The sequence below is a fragment of the Duganella margarita genome (assembly GCF_009857535.1).
GTDB lineage: Bacteria > Pseudomonadota > Gammaproteobacteria > Burkholderiales > Burkholderiaceae_D > Rugamonas > Rugamonas margarita.
Genome location: NZ_WWCS01000008.1, coordinates 198,460 through 213,777, shown reverse-complemented (window position 1 = coordinate 213,777; position 15,318 = coordinate 198,460). Strand labels below are relative to the sequence as shown.

At 62.5% G+C, this 15,318-nt stretch carries 16 protein-coding genes; 9 read left to right on the top strand and 7 right to left on the bottom strand.

Annotation, left to right across the window (positions count from 1 at the left end):
• Positions 1–60: 60 nt before the first annotated feature.
• From ilvA to GTP55_RS14700, 9 genes are all read left to right on the top strand, one after another.
• Positions 61–1,596 carry a threonine ammonia-lyase, biosynthetic gene (ilvA, locus tag GTP55_RS14740; RefSeq protein WP_161045637.1) on the top strand — a complete coding sequence of 512 codons (1,536 nt, stop codon included), beginning with the start codon at positions 61–63 and terminating at the stop codon, positions 1,594–1,596.
• A 75-nt stretch (positions 1,597–1,671) separates the two neighbouring features.
• Complete coding sequence (locus GTP55_RS14735; RefSeq protein ID WP_161045636.1) at positions 1,672–2,322, top strand: zinc ribbon domain-containing protein; 651 nt, start codon at positions 1,672–1,674, stop codon at positions 2,320–2,322.
• A gap of 59 nt (positions 2,323–2,381) precedes the next feature.
• Positions 2,382–3,215, top strand: a complete 834-nt coding sequence (queF, locus tag GTP55_RS14730) for an NADPH-dependent 7-cyano-7-deazaguanine reductase QueF (RefSeq protein WP_161045635.1) — start codon at positions 2,382–2,384, stop codon at positions 3,213–3,215.
• A gap of 316 nt (positions 3,216–3,531) precedes the next feature.
• Positions 3,532–4,014 carry a PTS sugar transporter subunit IIA gene (locus GTP55_RS14725; protein ID WP_110846460.1) on the top strand — a complete coding sequence of 161 codons (483 nt, stop codon included), beginning with the start codon at positions 3,532–3,534 and terminating at the stop codon, positions 4,012–4,014.
• A 55-nt stretch (positions 4,015–4,069) separates the two neighbouring features.
• Entirely contained in the window at positions 4,070–5,005 is a 936-nt protein-coding gene (gene hprK, locus GTP55_RS14720) for an HPr(Ser) kinase/phosphatase (protein ID WP_008444515.1), read from the top strand.
• 148 nt (positions 5,006–5,153) lie between these two features.
• Positions 5,154–6,014: an RNase adapter RapZ gene (gene rapZ, locus GTP55_RS14715; RefSeq protein WP_161045634.1), complete on the top strand. Its 861-nt coding sequence runs from the start codon at positions 5,154–5,156 to the stop codon at positions 6,012–6,014.
• Positions 6,015–6,098: 84 nt separating this feature from the next.
• Positions 6,099–7,517: a CHASE2 domain-containing protein gene (locus tag GTP55_RS14710; RefSeq protein ID WP_161045633.1), complete on the top strand. Its 1,419-nt coding sequence runs from the start codon at positions 6,099–6,101 to the stop codon at positions 7,515–7,517.
• Complete coding sequence (locus tag GTP55_RS14705) at positions 7,504–7,875, top strand: hypothetical protein (RefSeq protein ID WP_161045632.1); 372 nt, start codon at positions 7,504–7,506, stop codon at positions 7,873–7,875. Before GTP55_RS14710 ends, GTP55_RS14705 begins: the two co-directional genes overlap by 14 nt.
• Positions 7,872–9,362, top strand: a complete 1,491-nt coding sequence (locus GTP55_RS14700) for a M48 family metalloprotease (RefSeq protein WP_161045631.1) — start codon at positions 7,872–7,874, stop codon at positions 9,360–9,362. Before GTP55_RS14705 ends, GTP55_RS14700 begins: the two co-directional genes overlap by 4 nt.
• A gap of 13 nt (positions 9,363–9,375) precedes the next feature.
• Here GTP55_RS14700 and GTP55_RS14695 read toward each other — a convergent pair whose 3' ends face one another.
• The 7 genes from GTP55_RS14695 to lptC all read right to left on the bottom strand — a co-directional run bounded on the left by GTP55_RS14695 (position 9,376) and on the right by lptC (position 15,308).
• On the bottom strand, positions 9,376–10,443 hold the full coding sequence (locus GTP55_RS14695) for an enoyl-CoA hydratase/isomerase family protein (RefSeq protein ID WP_161045630.1): 1,068 nt from the start codon (positions 10,441–10,443) through the stop codon (positions 9,376–9,378).
• A gap of 10 nt (positions 10,444–10,453) precedes the next feature.
• Positions 10,454–11,362 (bottom strand): alginate lyase family protein, encoded by a 909-nt coding sequence (locus GTP55_RS14690; protein ID WP_161045629.1) that lies wholly within the window; start codon positions 11,360–11,362, stop codon positions 10,454–10,456.
• 58 nt (positions 11,363–11,420) lie between these two features.
• Entirely contained in the window at positions 11,421–11,783 is a 363-nt protein-coding gene (gene hpf, locus GTP55_RS14685; RefSeq protein ID WP_161045628.1) for a ribosome hibernation-promoting factor, HPF/YfiA family, read from the bottom strand.
• Positions 11,784–11,860: 77 nt separating this feature from the next.
• Positions 11,861–13,333: an RNA polymerase factor sigma-54 gene (locus GTP55_RS14680; RefSeq protein ID WP_161045627.1), complete on the bottom strand. Its 1,473-nt coding sequence runs from the start codon at positions 13,331–13,333 to the stop codon at positions 11,861–11,863.
• 11 nt (positions 13,334–13,344) lie between these two features.
• A complete protein-coding gene (gene lptB, locus GTP55_RS14675) occupies positions 13,345–14,097 on the bottom strand; it encodes an LPS export ABC transporter ATP-binding protein (RefSeq protein WP_161045626.1) in 753 nt (250 codons plus the stop codon).
• A gap of 1 nt (position 14,098) precedes the next feature.
• Positions 14,099–14,701, bottom strand: a complete 603-nt coding sequence (gene lptA, locus GTP55_RS14670; protein ID WP_229257935.1) for a lipopolysaccharide transport periplasmic protein LptA — start codon at positions 14,699–14,701, stop codon at positions 14,099–14,101.
• Positions 14,702–14,714: 13 nt separating this feature from the next.
• On the bottom strand, positions 14,715–15,308 hold the full coding sequence (lptC, locus tag GTP55_RS14665; RefSeq protein WP_161045625.1) for an LPS export ABC transporter periplasmic protein LptC: 594 nt from the start codon (positions 15,306–15,308) through the stop codon (positions 14,715–14,717).
• Positions 15,309–15,318: the final 10 nt, after the last annotated feature.

The window sequence follows — 15,318 nt, the reverse complement described above, 5'->3', positions numbered from 1 at the left end:
CGGTCACCCGCCGGATAGTTAGCATTGCAGCCTCCCTCCGAATCACTTTGCTTGCAGACCATGACGACCGACTATCTGAAGAAAATCCTGACCGCCCGCGTCTATGACGTGGCTGATGAAACCCCGCTGGAACTCGCGCCGACCCTGTCGCAGCGTTTCGAGAACCGAATTTACTTCAAGCGCGAGGACATGCAGAGCGTGTTCAGCTTCAAGATTCGCGGCGCCTACAACAAGATGGCCCACTTGAGCGACGCGCAACGCAAGCGCGGCGTGATTTGCGCCTCGGCCGGCAACCACGCTCAAGGCGTGGCGCTGTCGGCCGCCAAGCTCGGCTGCCGCGCGCTGATCGTCATGCCGACCACCACGCCGCAGGTCAAGATCGACGCGGTCAAGGCGCGAGGCGGCGGCGACGTCGAAGTGGTGCTGCACGGCGAGTCGTACACCGACGCCTACAACCACGCGCTGACGCTGGAAAAGGAACAGGCGCTGACCTTCGTCCATCCGTTCGACGATCCTGATGTGATCGCCGGCCAGGGCACCATCGGCATGGAAATCCTGCGCCAGCATTCCGGCCCGATCCACGCCATCTTCGTCGCCATCGGCGGCGGCGGCCTGATTTCCGGCGTGGCCGCCTACGTCAAGGCGATCCGCCCAGACATCAAGATCATCGGCGTGCAAACCCTCGATTCCGACGCCATGGCGCGCAGCATCAAGGCCGGCGAGCGCGTGACGCTGACCGACGTCGGCCTGTTCTCGGACGGCACCGCGGTGCGCCTGGTGGGCGAGGAAACCTTCCGCCTGACCCAGCTCTATGTCGACGACATCATCATTGTCGACACCGACGCCATCAGCGCCGCCATCAAGGATGTGTTCACCGACACGCGCAGCATCCTGGAGCCGGCCGGCGCGCTGGCCATCGCCGGCGCCAAGGCCTATGTCGAGCGCGCCGCCCTGACCAAGGATCCGATCAAGAACGAAACCCTGATCACCATCGCCTGCGGCGCCAACATGAACTTCGACCGGCTGCGCTTCGTCGCCGAGCGCGCCGAGCTGGGCGAAGCGCGCGAGGCGCTGTTTGCCGTCACGCTGCCGGAGCAGCGCGGCAGCTTCAAGCGCCTGTGCCAGCTGGTCGGCGCGCGCAACGTCACCGAGTTCACCTACCGCATCAGCGACAAGGATGATGCGCACGTGTTCTGCGGCGTGCAGATCGCCGACCGCAACGAGTCGGGTGCGCTGGCCCGCCGCTTCGAAGAGCACGGCTTCAAGGCGCTGGACCTGACCCACGACGAGCTGGCCAAGACCCACTTGCGCCACCTGGTCGGCGGCAAGAGTGCACTGGCCGACAACGAGTTGCTGTACCGCTTCGAGTTCCCGGAACGTCCGGGCGCGCTGATGCGCTTCCTCGACTCGATGGCGCCGAACTGGAATATCTCGCTGTGCCATTACCGCAGCCAGGGCGGCGACGTCGGCCGCATCGTCATCGGCCTGCAAGTGCCGCCGGACGAGATGAGCGATTTCGCCCAATTCCTGGCGACGCTGGGCTATCGTTACTGGGATGAAAGCGCGAACCCGGTGTACCAGCTGTTCCTCGGCTAAGGCCGCGCACGGTTGAACACGGCTCCCTCGCAAAATTAATATAATTGCATCTCATTATGTTATGGCGGGGGAGCCATGTCGACCGAAATGCAGTTTTCCAGCAACTACGCTGATCTCAGCAATTCCTCCGGCGTCGACGCCGGCTTCCAGTTCGAGTTTTACTGCCAGCGCTGCAACGACCGCTGGCGCACCCGATTCGATCCCTACCGCAGCGGCCAGGCGTCCGGCTGGATGCAGAAAGGCGCAGGCCTGTTCGGCGGCCTGCTGGGCAGCGCCAGCAGCGTGCTCAATGGCGTGGCCGAAGCCGGCTGGCACAGCGCCCGCGACGATGCTTTCACCAAGGCTGTGGCCGACGGCAAGGCCCACTTCAACCGCTGCGGCGATTGCCATCGCTACGTGTGCAGCCCTTGCTTCGACAGCGCCAACGGCCTGTGCTTCAATTGCGCCCCCAACGTCAACGTCGCCATTACGCAGGCCCGCGCCCAGGGCGAGGTGGAGGCCGCGCGTGAAGCCGCCAACGTGGAAGGCCGCACGCGCGGCGCCCAGCGGCCCGTCACGCAGGCGATGCAGCTGGTATGCACGCAGTGCCACACCGAAACCCACGGCGCTAAGTTTTGTCCCGAGTGCGGCCACAAGACTGCGCAGCAGGTAGCGTGCAGCCACTGCTCGACCATGCTGGAACCCGGCACCAAGTTTTGCACCGAGTGCGGCCAGCGGCAGACCTAGCAGCACACGTAGCGACAGCGCGTTACAATGCGGCTTACTCCATCTTCATCCCACGCACCATGACCAATTCCGCCGACCAGTCCCCGCTGGGGAAAACTTCCGCCTACCGCACCGATTACGCGCCGGAGCTGCTGTTCCCGATTCCGCGCCAGGGCAAGCGTGACGAACTGGGCTTGTCGGGCACCCTGCCCTTCTTCGGCGTCGATATCTGGAACGCCTACGAAATCTCGTGGCTGAACCAGCGCGGCAAGCCGCAGGTGGCGATCGCCCGCATCACCTTCCCGTCCGATTCGCCCAACATCATCGAGTCGAAATCGTTCAAGCTGTACCTGAACTCGTTCAACCAGACCAAGCTGGACAACGTGGCCGCGCTGAAAGTGCTGCTGCAGCAAGACCTGTCGGACGCGGCCGGCGCCAGCGTCCACGTCACGCTGACCCAGCCGGAGGAATTCGGCATGATCGCGATGGGCGAACTGGACGGCCTGCTGCTGGACCGGCTCGACATCGACGTCGACCACTACAGCCCGTCGCCGGAACTGCTGAAGGCTGCGCTGGACGAAGAACCGGTGGAAGAAAAGCTGGTCTCGCACCTGCTCAAATCAAACTGCCTGGTTACCGGCCAGCCGGACTGGGCCAGCGTGCAGATCCACTACAGCGGTCCGCAGATCGAGCAGGAGAGCCTGCTGAAATACCTGATCGGCTTCCGCGAACACAACGAGTTCCACGAGCAGTGCGTGGAGCGCATCTTTGTCGACATCCTGCGCCAGTGCCAGCCGCAGCAGCTGGCGGTGTACGCGCGCTATACCCGTCGCGGCGGGCTGGACATCAATCCATGGCGCAGCAACTTCAGCACCGCGCAGAAGCCGCCCAACCTGCGCGGCGCCCGCCAGTAATCAGACAAACGGCGCGAAATCAGGCGTATGATGTGATCTACAACGCCTGTTGCCACGCTGTTTAATTTGCTCTGGCGCGAAAACGACAAAAAACGGCAAAACGCCTCCGCTTCTGGCGAAAAACCGGCATTTTTCCGGATTTGTAAGCAGAAATAGCGATTCATTTCTTTGGTGCATTTTTACCGGTGGACGGCTGGCGCTGCGACGGGCGCAAACGCAACGTCGCGGCAATCGATTTCATGTTACATGACGTCGAAACCAGCCTATAATTCCGCTCGCATGCCACCCTTGTGCGGTGCAACATAACATTCGTACTATGAATAACCTGAGCAAAATACTCTCTCTGGAGAACGTGCTGCTGGATTTGGAAGTGTCCAGTAAAAAGCGCGCTTTCGAGCAAGCTGGCCTGATCTTTGAAAACAACTGCGGCATCGCCCGCTCCACCGTCTCGGACAACTTGTTCGCGCGGGAGCGGCTCGGCTCGACGGGCCTGGGCCATGGCGTGGCCGTGCCGCACGGCCGCATCAAGGGCATGAAGAGCCTGAAGACGCCGCTGGCCGCGTTCGTGCGCCTGGCCGAGCCGATTCCATTCGAGTCGCCGGACGGCAAGCCGGTCAACCTGCTGTTCTTCCTGCTGATCCCGGATCACGTGACCCAGCAGCACCTGGAGATCCTGTCCGAAATCGCCGAGATGTTCTCGGACGACGCCTTCCGCGTTGCGCTGAGCACGGACAACGATCCGAAATCGGTCCATTCGCGCATCATCAACTGGCTGCCCAGCCTGCAAGCGGCTGGCTGACGTCGGACAATAGGTTAAACTAAGGACAGTTCAACCTATTCGATAAAGACGCCCCATGCTGCAAACTCCGCTGACGATACAAAGGCTTTACGACGACAATCGCGAAAGTTTGCAGCTCGGCTGGTTCGCTGGCTTCCCCGGCGGCGAACGCCTGATCTCCGGCGACGTCGCCTCGGCCGCCGATCAGGTCGGCCACCTGAACACCATTCACCCGGGCCGCATCCAGGTCTTCGGGCACCAGGAAATCAACTACTACCAGCGGCTGAAATCGCTGACGCGCGCGCACGTTATCGGCGAGCTGATCGCGGGCGGTCCGCCGGCGCTGATCATCGCCCAGGGGCTGGAAACGCCGCCCGACATTCTCGCCATCTGCGACGAGAAAAACATTCCGCTGTTCTCGACGCCGCTGCCGGCGGCGCAAGTGATCGACTTCCTGCGCGTCTACCTGTCGAAGAAGCTGGCGCAGCGCATCATCATGCACGGCGTGTTCATGGACGTGCTGGGCGTGGGCGTGCTGATCACCGGCGATTCCGGCCTCGGTAAAAGCGAGCTGGGCCTGGAGCTGATTTCGCGTTCGCACGGCTTGGTGGCCGATGATGCGGTCGAGTTCTCGCGCATCGCACCCAACATGATCGAAGGCCGCTGCCCGGCGCTGCTGCAGAACCTGCTGGAAGTGCGCGGGCTGGGCCTGCTGGACATCAAGGCCATCTTCGGCGAGACAGCGGTGCGCCGCAAGATGCGGCTGAAGCTGATCGTCCACCTGGTGCGGCGTGGCGCGGCCGACGAGGAAGTCGAGCGCCTGCCGTTCCAGTTCCCGACCGAGGACGTGCTGGGCCTGCCGATCCGCAAGGTGGTGATCCCGGTGGCGGCCGGCCGCAACATCGCGGTGCTGCTGGAAGCTGCGGTGCGCAACACCATCCTGCAACTACGCGGTATAGATACCCTGCAAGAATTCATGGAACGGCAACGACAGGCAATGAGCGGGGACTAGCCCCACCCATTGCCCTAATGTTGCCAAGGAACCGCGCCTTGCAAGGCGCGGCCGTTCCGCAGGCGCGCAGCTGCGCTGCACGAATTCCCTGCTTCACCAGCGACAGGCGATGAGCGGCGACTAGCCTGCGATGGTATCATCGGGGACTATGCGCATCGTCCTCATTACTGGTATCTCCGGTTCCGGCAAGTCCGTGGCCCTCAACGTCCTCGAAGACACGGGACACTATTGCGTCGACAACTTGCCGCCCGCCCTGCTGTCCCAGCTGGTCAAGACCTTGACCGACGAGGGCTTGCAGGCGCTGGCCGTGGCGGTCGACGCGCGCAGCGCCGAGTCGCTGGCCTCGCTGCCGGGCGACGTGCAGCGCCTGCGCGAGGACGGCCATGACGTCAAGGTCATGTTCCTGACCGCCAACACCCACTCTTTGGTGGCGCGCTTTTCCGAAACGCGCCGCAGCCATCCGCTGTCGCACGAACTGCGGCCGGGCCAGAACCCGACCGCGCGCCGCACGCTGATCGAATGCATCATGGAAGAGCGCGAGCGGCTGTCGGCGATCGAACAGCTGGGCCATGTGCTCGACACGTCCGAGCTCAGCGCCAACAAACTGCGCGCCTGGGTCAAGGACCTGGTGCTGACCGAACATGCGCCGCTGACCCTGTTCTTTGAATCGTTCGCCTTCAAGCTGGGCGTACCGATGGATGCGGATTTTGTCTTCGACGTGCGCGCGCTGCCGAATCCCTATTACGACCTGGCGCTGCGTCCGCTGACCGGCCGCGACGCACCGGTGATCGACTTCCTCGACGCCCAGCCGAGCGCCGGCGAAATGCTGAACGATATCCGCGCGTTCGTGGAAAAATGGCTGCCGTCGTTCAAGACCGACAACCGCAGCTACCTGACGGTGGCGCTGGGCTGCACCGGCGGCCAGCACCGTTCCGTCTACATGGCCGAAAAACTGGCCGCCTACTTCAGCGCCAACGAACGCGTCGTCCTGCGCCACCGCGAACAATGATCGACTGACCTTCTCGGAAGAAATTGTCAAAAATGCCTTTATGAGGCATTATGGCAACTAATCTCGATGTGAAAGGTTGGTTGCATGTCAGCATCTTCTGACGAATTAAAGCGTATCGCCGTTGAATGCGTGATTGCCTTGGCAGTCGGTCTGGCGCTAACCTTGTTTGTCGAGTGGCTGTTTGGCGAGGAATTCGTCACCCGCCAACAAGCCCGCGCCTACGCGCCGATTGCCGGCAGCACGTATGGCGAGGGAAAGCGGGACGACATCCGGGTGCTGCTCATCGACGACGCCGCCATCGCCGCCGCCGGCCAGGAATGGCCGGCGCGTTACAGTTACTCGGCTCGGCTGCTGCGCGCAGTGGGCCAGTACCATCCTAAAGCTGTTTTTGTCGATATCTATTACAGTGCCGAACGCGACGACGATAGCCTGCCGTCGCTACTGCGCCAGATTTGCGCGCTGCACGACCAGGGTACCAAGGTATTCCTCGCAGCCAACCGCAACCGCCAGGATGACTACGCCCTGCGTCCCGAGCTGGAGCAGTTGGCAGGCAAATGCTTCGAGAAAGTCGCCGTCAAATACACCCCGGACGACATCGATCGCCTGGCCTGGAATTACACCCTGGCGCAGCCGGCGCCAGGCCAGGGGCACGCCAGCCATGACGACCACGGCAGCGGCATCAAGAGCGCCGCCCTGGCGCTATATGAAACCACGGGCCGCACGGTCGAGGTGGAGCACCACCCGCTGGCGCTGACCTGGGGCAGCAAGCCGGCCGCGCATGGCGTGGCATGGCTCAGCGGCGCGCCAGGCGCAGTGGCTGGCGAATCCTATTGCCGTGATACCCATGGCCTGCTGGCTGAGCTGGCGCCGCCGGGCTTACGCAACAGCCTCTATGCGGACGGGTCCAAGCCGCTGTGCGTATTCCACGAAACCATCCGGGCTGGCCAGCTGACTGAAACGACGGCGGAACAGGATGCCCAGTTACTTCAGCTGATTCAAGGAAAAGTGCTGCTGATCGGCACTGCGCTGTCCGATACCAGCGACTTGATCCTCACACCTCTGCACGGCCGCATTCCCGGCGTCTATCTGCATGCGATGGCACTCGATAATCTGATGACGTTTGGTGACGACTATGCGCGCGCCATGCACCTGTCGCTGGGCAGTCCCAAACTGCTGCTGTTCCTGCTGGTGGCCATGCTGTTTGTGACGCTGGTGCCCAAACAGCTCATGCACAAACTGCAGCATCATTTCAAGCGCGACGCAGTCCCCGGTCGTGATTGGGCCGGCGCCGGACTGTATCTGCTGTGGTGCGCGGGGCGGCTGCTGCTTTCGCTGGCGGTGGGTGCGCTGATGCTGTGGATTGGCCAGTACTGGCTGGGCCTGGGCTTCCTGTCCATCATCAACGTGATTGTATTGACGCTGCTGGCCGAATGGTTTGAATTCAATGAAAAACTCAGTAAGTATCTCTTCCCGAAGAAAGGACATGCAAATGAGCATTCTTAACAACGCGCGCCTGATCGCACTGGCCCCCCTGGTTGCGCTGGCGTTGCCGGCCCCGGCCGCCTATGCCGCTGAACAGATCACCGGCGTCAAGAGCAAGCAGATCGAGCTGTTCGACGCTCCCGACGACAGCAAACCGGGACGCAAGGTGGAAGTCAGCGGCCTGCCGTGGTCCATCAAGGAAGAGAAAAACTCCTTTTTCAAAGTCGCCGTCGGCGGCAAGGATGTATGGGTGGATTCCATGCAGGTGAATGTGGCCCGCAGCGTCAAATCGGAATGCCCGCCGAAAGCGCTGGCAACCGCCAAGGCGGCCGACATCGTCGCCGGCGTGCCCGGCGTATCAGCCAGCCAGTGCAAATGAAACGGCGCTGGCGAACGCTATTCGCCGTCCTGACGGCGGCGTTGCTGGCCAGCGCAGGCATGGCGCGCGCCGCAGACAAGGACGAGCCGCCGATCCCGCCCGTGAACGCAATTGGCGAGCTGCCGCCGGTACCGCCGCACCAGTGGTCCGATCTGGCGGTCGATCTGAACGACAACCGCACGGCCGGCAACGGCCTGGTGTCGGCGCCGGCTCTGAGTAAATACCTCAACCAGCTGTACGCAAACATCAAGACCGCCGCCGGGGTGGCCGACTGGCCCGGCGCCGTGTACATCTCGTCCGACACCACCTTGAACGCCCATGCTTCGGCATCTGGCAACATCTACCTGCATATGGGACTGATCCGCTCAGTGGAGTCGGAAGATGAAATTTATGGTGTGATGGCGCATGAATTTGCCCATGTTTACCTCAACCACCAGGCCGCCTATGAGGCGCATCAGGTCGCAGCAAATGCCGCGTTCGGCGTCAAGGCAGCACTGCTCGGCATCTTCGGCAAAAAACTGCCGGGCGCCAGTGCTGGCTGGAGCGCATTTGACACCGTCTCGCTGGTGGATGGCGTGATGCACGAGTCGCTGCTGCCGGTCTGGCAACGTGAGGTGGAGGAACAGGCTGACATGTTTGCCGCCACGCTGACCTTGCGTGAGCGCTATTCGTATCCGGTGGGCTTCAAGACTTTCCTCGAACGCCTGGCGGCCGTCGAGCAGCGCCAGCTCGACAGCCAGCCATTTGCCGCCGGCGCGCCAGCGTCGGCACCGGCGGTGGCGGCGACGCCGGAGGCCCAGCGCAAAACCCATGCCTCGGCGCGAGAACGGGAAGAAGTGCTGACAGCCAAGATGCTGCCACTGATGCCGCGCCCGCGACCTGCGGCCCGCAAGGCATCGTGGCAGGCGGTGCTCAAGGATAAAGAGACGGCGGAAGTTCTGGCCCACTATGCCATGCTGGCGGACATCGGCAAATTGCAGGCGTCAGGCCGCCACGCCGACGCCGTCAAGCTGGCTGAAAAAGCAGCTTCAGGCGCCACCGCAGGCGATGCCTCCATGGTGATGTTGCTGCAGGACGCCATGCGGCAGGCTGGGGCAGGCATGGATCAGCAGCGTGCCGTCCTGCTGCGCAACCGTACCTGGCCAGAGCGCGCGTGGTCGGCGCAGTACCAGGCTGCAGCACTCGTCCCGCCGGAACAGGTAGGCTTTGCCAAGGAATTCCTGCAAGAGCAATACGCTTATTTTGGCGAGGCGCCGCGTACCTGGCCGGACATGGTAGGCTTTTATTTCCGGAATGGCGACAGTCTCTCGCAACTGGCGATGCTGGCGAAATGCACCACGGACGCCCGCTTCCGCGCGGCCTGCGCAGACCGGGGAAAGACCGACGCCCAGCGCCAGCAGGACGCAGCCCAGCAACTCGCCCGGCAGCAACAGCAGCAAAATAATCTTGAGCAGAAGATCAAGGAAAAATTCAAACTCAAGCAGTGACGGCGCAGCTGTTTCAGTCGAGATGGCGCAGCGGATGGGCGTAGTCGGGCCAGACTGGCTGGAACATCGCCTGCACCATCTCGTCGCTGACTGCCGCCAGCGTGGCGGGTTGCCATTGCGGCGCATTGTCCTTGTCGATGACCAGTGCGCGCACGCCTTCGATCACTTCACCGTTTTCAAAATTGTGGCGCACCAGCGTGCGTTCCATGCGCAGGCAGCCGGCCACATCCAGTGCGGCGCCGCGCTTGATCAGCTCGTGCGTGACGGACATCATCAGCGGCGAGCGGGTAGCGATCACTTGCAGCGTCTTCGCGGCAAATTCGCTGGCGTCGGCTTGCAATGAAGCGATGATGGCGGGCACGGAACCGGCGCTGAAGTGCCGGTCGATGGCGGCGCGGTCGACAGCCAGTGCGCTGGCGCCGGCCTCATGCGCGGCGGCGTAGGCGGCGATGGCGTCGCGCAATTGCGCGCCCGGCGTGGCGGCCAGGAGGTTGTCCAGCGCGGCCCGGTCCGCCAGTGGCGCGTAGTGGTCGGCCAGGCCGGCGTACAACGCGTCGGCGGCGGTGATCGTTACGCCGGTCACGCCAAGGTAGTAGCCCAGCGCACCAGGTGCGCGCGACAGGAAGTAGCTGCCGCCCACGTCCGGGAACAGGCCGATGTTCACTTCCGGCATCGCCATCTTGGTCTTGTCGGTGACGATGCGCACGCCGCCCTGCGCGATGCCCATGCCGCCGCCCATCACCACGCCGTCCATCAGCGCGATGTAGGGTTTGGGGTAGAAATGGACTAAATGATTTAGCGAATATTCCTCGGTAAAGAAATCTTCCAGCAATGCACTACCGCCCTGCGGCGTCGCCCGGCCGACGTCATGGAAGAAGCGGATGTCGCCGCCGGCGCAAAACGCTTTCTCGCTGCTGCTGCGCACCAGCACGGCGGCGACGCTGTCGTCGTCGCGCCAGCAGCGTAGCGCACGCGTGATCGCGCGCACCATCTCCAGCGACAAAGAGTTGAGGGCCTTGGGCCGGTCCAGCACGATCAAGCCCGTGCCGTTGCTAACACTGGTGTGGATAGTTTCGCTCATGCGAACTATTCTACTTCAGATGCTCCAGCGGGTTGGGCACGTCCAGCGCGCCACCGAGGCGCGGCTGCCACAGCGCCTTGCCGGGCACAGGCGGCTTGCCCTCATGGCGGTTATACACCACCGTCACCTCGCGGCTGCCGACCGGTTCCTGCTCCACGCCGGTGATGCGCGCGATGCCGGACGGATCGGCCGATGCCGCCACGGTAAAGCTCACCACCTTGTCCAGCCGCGCATCGTGCAGGTCCAGGATCGACGCCATCATCACCAGCGGCGTGACGGCAAACACGTGATAGTGCAAGGCCTTGCCGGCACGCTCCATCTCGGCCGGCAGCGAACCGTCCGCCGCCACCTGCGACATCGCATGCGCAAACACCTTGCGACCCCAGTCCAGATAACGCGTATCGCCGGTGACGCCGCCCACCGCAGTCACCGCCAGTCCTTCCCAGTAGTAGTGATTGTTGCGGCCGCCCTTCTTGGCGTCCGAATGCGCCATGGTAGCGTCGGCCAGGGCCTTGAACCAGCTTTCGACCACGGCGCGCTGCGCCGCTGTCGCCTGCGTCTGCACGCGCGCGTAATTCAGCGCCAGGCCGCCCAGCGTCCATTTGCGCACGTAGTAGGCCTGCTCGCTGGACAGCTTGCCCAGCATGGCCTTCTGTTCGCCCCAGCTGGCCAGCCAGGACAGCGCACAGGCCGCGTCGCCGCCAGCATTGGCGTCCCTGGCCACGTGCGCCAGGAAGTCCTCGATCGGTTTGGTATTCGCGATATTGCGGGCCCGCAGCACCGGATCGATCACCGAGTGATGCGCATCCGAGTAATAGCTGTTGGCATCGATGTCGATGCGGGCCGGCGGCGGTGTCTCGCACGCGGTAGCGTGAGCGGCCAGCGCCAGCACGAAAAATGAAGTTAAACGTTTAACCATATGTCTCCAATAAAGGGCGCTCTGGGCGCCCTTTGTTGATTATGCTGTGGTCGCTTAATCAGGCGGCGGCAGCGGGTTCGTAGCTGTCCGGATCGGGCATGTGCTTGATCGCATCGCGATCATGGCCCTGGACTTTGGCTTTGTATTTCATGACCTGCCGATCCAGCTTGTCGATCAGCGTATCGATGGCGGCGTACAGGTCTTGCGACAGGCTTTCCACGTAGACGGTCTTGCCGGACATACGCAGGTTGATTTCAGCCTTCTGGCGTTTCTCTTTCTCTTTAAGGTTATCTACGGTCAGGATGACAGCAATATCAATCACTTGATCAAAGTGGCGGGTGACCCGCTCCAGCTTGTTCTGCACGTACTCGCGAATCGCTGCGGTCACTTCGAGATGATGTCCACTGATGGTGAGATTCATACACACTCCTAAAGATAATGTCGCTGCTTACGGTTAGTGCGCTGCCCCTTGCTGCCGGGCGCACAGGAACCAAGTAACTACAAAGACTTGCGGAGACTGACTGGCGGGATCTTGAGGGCTTCGCGATATTTGGCAACAGTGCGTCGCGCAATCACCATGCCCTGTTCTCCCAGCATGTCCGCAATCTTACTGTCGGATAAAGGATTTTTCGGGTCTTCAGCTCCTGTCAATTGCACGATCAAAGCGCGTATCGCCGTCGAACTTGCTTCCCCGCCAGCTTCGGTGGCGACATGGCTACCAAAGAAATATTTCAACTCAAACATGCCGTGCGGGGTCAGCATATATTTTTGAGTTGTTACGCGAGAAATTGTGCTCTCGTGTAAACCCAGTGTATCAGCAATTTCGCGAAGCACAAGGGGGCGCATGGCGACCGCGCCGTGCGAGAAAAAGTTCTTTTGTCTTTCTACTATCGCCTGCGCCACGCGCAGGATGGTGTCGAAACGCTGGCGCATATTCTTGATCAGCCACTTGGCTTCCTGCAGCTGCGCCCCCATCGCGCCTTCGCCCTTGCCCTGCTTGAGCAGGTTGGCGTACATGGCGTTGACGCGCAGGCGCGGCATGACGTCGTTGTTCAGGCTGACCTGCCAGCCGTTGCGCGACTTCTTGACGATCACGTCCGGCACCACGTAGTCGGACACGTCCGATGCGAACGCCGCCCCCGGATGCGGATTGCATTGGCGGATCACGGCCTGCGCCTCGCGCAGGTCTTCGTCATCGCACAGCAGGGCTTTTTTCAGCTTGTTGAAATCGCGCTGCGCAAACCAGGTCAGGTGGTTTTCCACGATCGCCAGCGCCATGCGCCGCGTCACCATCGGCACGCCGGGCAAGCGCTTGATTTGAATCGCCAGGCACTCGGCCGCATTGCGCGCGCCGACCCCCATCGGATCGAAGCTTTGCAGCAGCTTCAAGGCCGTCTGCAATTCCTCGATCTCGACGTCCAGTTCTTCCGGCAGACGCGCATGGATGTCGTCCAGCGATTCTTCCAGGTAGCCGTTTTCGTCGAGGGCGTCGATGATCAGTTCGACCAGTGCGCGGTCGCGCATTTCCAGCACCGTCACGCGCATCTGTTCCATCAGATGGTCGCGCAGCGTGCAGTGATGGGCTTCCAGCTGCGGCCGCGCATCCTCGTCGTCGCTGTTCTTGCTGCGGCCCGCATCGCCCCAGTCGATGTCGGCGTCGGGGGTGGTGCTTTCGGTGTCGGCGCCAGGCGCCTCGTAATTGTCGGCATCGGCCGCAGGGGCGTCGCCCGGCGGGCCTTCGGCGGGCGCGTCGCCGGCCGGCGCCTGTTGGTTGATGGCGCCATCGCCCAGCAGGCGCAGCGAGTGATCCAGCGGGTCGTCAAGACGCTCCAGCAGCGGGTTATCGGTCAGCAGCTGTTCTAATTCCTGGTGCAGCTCCAGCGTCGACAGTTGCAGCAGCCGGATCGACTGCTGCAACTGGGGCGTCAACGCGAGATGCTGCGACGTGCGCAGTTGCAGAGACTGTTTCATGAGGCTGGGATTTACATTCTGAAGTGTTCACCCAGGTAGACGCGACGCACCGACTCGTTGGCGATGATGTCGTCCGGACGGCCTGATGCCAGCACCGAGCCCTGGTTGATGATATATGCGCGGTCGCAGATGCCCAGCGTCTCGCGCACATTGTGATCGGTAATGAGGACGCCGATATTGCGTTCCTTGAGGAAGCGCACGATGCGCTGGATCTCAATCACGGCAATCGGGTCGACCCCGGCGAAAGGTTCATCGAGCAGCACGAAGCGCGGGTTGGTCGCCAGCGCGCGGGCGATCTCCACCCGGCGGCGTTCGCCACCGGACAGCGACAGCGCCTGGTTCTCGCGCAACTTCTCGATTTGCAAATCGGCCAGCAGGGTATTCAGCCGTTCTTCAATGTCAGCCTTGGATAAAGACTTGCCGTCCACTTTTTGAATTTCGAGGACAGCGCGAATATTTTCTTCCACCGTCAGCTTGCGGAACACCGACGCTTCCTGCGGCAGGTACGACAAGCCCATCGCCGCGCGCCGGTGGATCGGCAGCGACGAGATATCGACACCGCTGATATCGATGCTGCCGGCGTCCGACGGCACCAGGCCGACGATCATGTAAAACGAGGTGGTCTTGCCGGCGCCGTTCGGGCCCAGCAGGCCGACCACTTCGCCGCACTCGACCTGCAACGACACGTCATGCACCACCTGGCGCTTGCCGTAGGTCTTTTGCAGGCCTTTGACGATCAGGGTGCTACCGCAGGATGATTCCATCTTATTTCCCCGCCGCAGGCTGCGTGGTGGGCGCCGGCGCCGCAGCCGGTACCGGCTGCTTGTTGGCCGGCTGGATCACCATGGTGCTCTGGCCGCCACCGACCTTGCCCTCGCCGCCCGGCGTATTCTTGACCGCGAAGAATTCCTTGCGGCTGTCGTAGGAAATGAATTCGCCATCGACCTGGCTGGCCACCTTGCTGCCTTCCAGTTTCTTGATCTGGGCCTTGGCGAACAGCTTGACCAGCTCGGTCTTGCCATCGTATTCGATGCGATCGGCCTTGCCTTCGACCCATTGGTCGCCGGCGCCGTCGAGCTTCTGGCGGAAGATCGCCTGCACGCCGGGACCGCTGGTCAGCACCACGTACTGGTAGCCTTCCGGATCTTCGGTTACCACTGCCTTGGGCGATTTCATCAGCAGCGTGCCGCGGGTCAGCACCACGTTGCCGGTGAAGGTCTTGATCTGCTTGACGTCATCGGCGTCGAGCTGGTCGAAGGTGATCTGGGTCGGCTTGCTGGAGTCGGCTTTTTCGGCGTGAGCCACGCCGGCGGCGGCCAGCAGCAGCGTGGCGGCCAATATCAGTTTATTCATCTTGATTGCGTTCATGTCTCTGTTTCCCTCAATGCGCCGCGCGCGGCGGCAGCGTAATCGTTCCGCGGCCGCCCAGCGTGATCTGGCGGGTCGCGTTGTTGGCCGTCATGCCGGTACCGGTGGCGGTCGAGCGCCCGGACAGCATGTCCACCTTGGCGTCGGTCTCCATCCGTTCCTCGTCCGGATACACGGTCAGCGTACTGGTCTTCAGGCGCAGTTCCTGCGCCAGCTGGGTGGCCGGCCGCACCACGTCCACATTACCATTCAGCTTGACGCGCGTATTGCCCTGGTCGACATTGGCGGTGTCGGCATGGATATTCATCGGCGGCTGCTCGCCGCCCAGGCTGTGCACATACGGCTTGTCGATCAGCGACGAGTCGTCGGTCGGGTGGTGAGTCAGCTTGTCGCCGGAAATGATGTAGGCCGGCTGGCCCTTCTCATTCATGCGCACCATGCTGAACCGGTCGATGATGTAATCCGGCTCGTCGCGGAACTTGTCGGCCTGCGCCTGCTGGCCGGCCTGGTCCACCACCTGCACCAGCCAGAAGCTGCCGAAGGCGACAAACACGCCGACCATCATGATCACCGTCAGCTGCCAGCGATGGGCTGTTCTTTTACGCATGACTGTCCTC